4 protein-coding genes and 1 pseudogene are annotated in these 3,190 nt (G+C 60.9%); 4 read left to right on the top strand and 1 reads right to left on the bottom strand.

Features of this window, described 5'->3' with window-relative positions; translation table 11 throughout:
* Positions 1 to 164, bottom strand: a pseudogene (locus QZY44_RS32760) (sulfite reductase, dissimilatory-type subunit alpha); the annotation flags it as partial.
* Positions 165 to 806: 642 nt separating this feature from the next.
* Between QZY44_RS32760 and QZY44_RS32755 the strand changes: the two are divergent.
* The 4 genes from QZY44_RS32755 (at position 807) to QZY44_RS32740 (ending at position 3,128) form a co-directional block, all read left to right on the top strand.
* Entirely contained in the window at positions 807 to 998 is a 192-nt protein-coding gene (locus QZY44_RS32755) for a sulfur relay protein DsrC (RefSeq protein WP_295457644.1), read from the top strand.
* 21 nt (positions 999 to 1,019) lie between these two features.
* The gene (locus tag QZY44_RS32750) at positions 1,020 to 1,775 is read left to right on the top strand and encodes a hypothetical protein (RefSeq protein WP_295457640.1); all 756 of its coding nucleotides are present in this window, start codon (positions 1,020 to 1,022) and stop codon (positions 1,773 to 1,775) included.
* Between the two features lie 14 nt (positions 1,776 to 1,789).
* Positions 1,790 to 2,476 carry a type I-MYXAN CRISPR-associated protein Cas6/Cmx6 gene (gene cas6 / locus QZY44_RS32745; protein WP_295457637.1) on the top strand — a complete coding sequence of 229 codons (687 nt, stop codon included), beginning with the start codon at positions 1,790 to 1,792 and terminating at the stop codon, positions 2,474 to 2,476.
* 313 nt (positions 2,477 to 2,789) lie between these two features.
* Entirely contained in the window at positions 2,790 to 3,128 is a 339-nt protein-coding gene (locus tag QZY44_RS32740; RefSeq protein WP_295457635.1) for a TusE/DsrC/DsvC family sulfur relay protein, read from the top strand.
* Positions 3,129 to 3,190 lie beyond the last annotated feature (62 nt).

The following is a 3,190-nucleotide window of genomic DNA, read 5'->3' as shown; positions in this document are numbered from 1 at the left end:
GTCTCATAGGATTGCTCCATTTGCCAGAGCAGGCTATTGGACATCTGGTTGATCCGCTCTTCCGGATGCTGATCACTCAGAAGCTTGATTCCGGAGATAAAGATCGGCCAGGGACCGGTCTCCAGTTCGTCGAGCATCGGTGTGTCGTGTTTCTCGATCGGCATTGCGCTGTCTCTCCTCTCGGGTCATGCAGAACGGGGATACGCGGGTGCGCGGGCGGCTGGGGTCGGCCCCCATACCGTACACCGACGACGGGGTTCGCCGTTCTTGCTGTTCTTATTTTTCTCGTTGCGACGGGTACCAAGGTCGCCGCCGCCCACCGACCCCGCCATATCCATGGTCGCCGCACGTGATAAGGCAGCCGCGCCCCGTTGAGTCAATTGACTGCATCGGTCGGTGCTGCGGTGGGTTCCCGCCAGCATCTCGCGGCACCTGTGCCGACGGCCATTTGCCATGAGATGTTACCGACGGGTACTATCTTAGTCAATAGTTACTAATATACTCACGTCCTAAATTAGTGGCGGCCCGACGCCCAGTGCAGGCAGCGGCCATCCGCCACGCTGGTGAGACCTCACTGCGGCTGGGCAAGGCTGCCGCCGGCACGGCCGGGCGACCACCGGCCGTCCCGGGAACGTCAGATCCCACCTGAGAATCATCTTATAAGTTGTTAGATTACTTTATAATAACGAGGGATTGCTTGTTTTCGCGCTGCCAGAACTACACATTGATTACAAGCCAGACCCGGGGCCTGCCGGGGCGCACAGTCAACAGAACTAAATCAACACTCAGGGCGGTGGCCGCGACCCATGCTCAAACTCAGCGAACTTCTCGTCGGTGATCAAGGGATCGAGTCCTTCAACGAACTGATACCGCTGGTCCAAGCGGTCGCCCGCTCCGGCGAACGCTTTTTTCGGATGGACGTCAAACCGCCCTACCCCGACACCCCAGGCGACTGGGAGGACCGTCTGGAGGCCGCGTTCAGCGGCCTGGTACGCTAGATCATGATCCCGGGCGCGCTCATGAAACATCTCGACCTGCTTGCCGTCCGGCTCGCCGAACCCCAGTGCAATTGCCGGCCGAACGCCGAGTTCGGGGTCGGGGTCGGCACACACAATCATCACAAATCCGAGCAGTTGGCGCTTGAATCCCATCTCGACGCACTCTGGGAGCGCCTGGGCGACCTCAAGCGCGTCGGCGGCTTGCCCCAAGCCGACGCCGACACCCGTCTGCAACTGGCCAGGACCTTGGTCACCCTCGGTCGCGGCGCAGAGGCCTGGCCGCTCGGACGTGAGTCATTCAACTATTTCCTGGCGGCGGACGACTTCGAATCCGCCGCAGACGCCTGCGATGTGCTCTTTCAGGCGGAGCAACCCGGTTCGACCTGCGCGCTGGGCCAGGGGATCTGGCTGGCCGTGACCTGCCCGATCGACCCAGAACTGAGCATCGAACTCCTGAACCATGTGATCGACGAGACGGCACAGGACGCAGACGGTGCGGCCGTCGCCGCCAGCACGGCACTGTTCCTGGCCGACGTGCGCGCCCAGGGCCAGCACCGAGAAGAATTGATGTTTTTCTCCACCCAGACGCTCAGTCATGTGGCCCGTCAACACAGCGGGGTGGAGACACCCGAACAGCTCGAGCAGTGGATGGAGCAACTGGAGTTGAAGGAGCCGGAGAAATTTCTGATGCGGCTGCGCAAGGTGGTCGAGGTGCTGGTCCGGGACGACTGGTGGTTTGATCGCGAGGCGCTGCAGGACCGTCTGCCCTTCGCCTGAAACCGCCGACGCCAATGTATTGGAACGAAACGGATCAATTCGACACTGCCGTGCCCGACGAGGTCGTGGACTTGGTGTTCGCACTCGACTGTCGGCAACTGCCGGTAGACCATGCTTACACCCTCGCCGCCGCATTGCTGCGGGTCTGTCCCTGGATGGCGGACGAGCCGCTGCTCGCGATTCACAGTGTACACGTCGCCGGTTCACAAAATGGGTGGGAGCGACCCGCGCATGGCACGGCGAACCACCTCCAGGTCTCACGCAGGACCAAGCTCAGAGTTCGGGCACCGCGGGCGCGAGTGCCCGACCTACTCGAAACGCTACCCGGTACGCGCCTCGAGGTTGGTGACTGTCTGCTGACGCTCGGCGTCGGCACGGTCAGGTCCTTGAGCCAAGAAACCACACTGTTCGCCCGCCACCTGGTCGCCGGCCAGACCCCAGACGCGGGCGAGAACGCCTTTTTGGACGCGGCAGTCAACGCTCTCGCGGCCATCGAGATCGTGGTGCGCAAGGCCCTGTGCGGCAAGACGGCCACCCTGGCGACCCCGCAGGGTACGATTCTGGCACGCAGCCTGTTGCTGGCGAACCTCACGACCGCAGAATCGCTGCGCCTCCAACAGCAGGGACTCGGCCCCCATCGGCTGCTGGGATGCGGTATCTTCATCCCACACAAGGGCATCGACGCGGTCAGCAACACCTAGCGCCGCCCCCACCCTAGCCCGCATATCTCACGCCAAAGCGCAAAAGCGCAAAAGCGCAAAAGCGCAAAATGCTAATAAATACAATAGTTTAGTAAAATCACCGATCAGCCGCATGGTGACTTGTCCAGCGCCGGTAACGCACTGAAACGCCTTGATGAGCTTGGCGCCTTGGCGTGACAAGTGCTCTTTCGAGGGTGGCAAATCCAGCCGTGACTACTCCATCAGAATATTATAACATTCAAATTTCATGACTGATGCGTGCCTGCCGCGCACGCTGTCTTAGCCCGCTTTTCGCGACGACAGGAGCACATAGATGGCGATTGAAATCAATGGTAAGACGATCGAAACGACCGACCACGGGTACCTGATCAACCATTTGGATTGGAATGATGACGTCGCGCGCAGCCTCGCGCAGGCCGAGGGAATCACCCTCACTGACAAGCACTGGGACCTGATCCGCTACTTGCGTGAGGAATACCTCGACAACAACCAGAACCAACCCATGGAACGCGCCGTGCTCAAGGACATGGGCCACCGCTGGGGAACCAAGCCCACCAGCAAGGACCTCTACACCCTCTTCCCCCTGGCCCCGACCAAACAGGGGACCAAGATCGCTGGACTACCCGAGGTACTGCGCAAGGGCGGGTATTGATCCAGGCACAAAAAAAACCCCCGGGCCTGACGGCACGGGGGTTTTCCAAATAAGGCCCTGGC

This window comes from uncultured Thiodictyon sp., from assembly GCA_903837595.1.
GTDB lineage: Bacteria > Pseudomonadota > Gammaproteobacteria > Chromatiales > Chromatiaceae > Thiodictyon.
The sequence above is the reverse complement of the archived record's forward strand: the minus strand, read 5'-3'. Positions and strand labels throughout refer to the sequence as shown.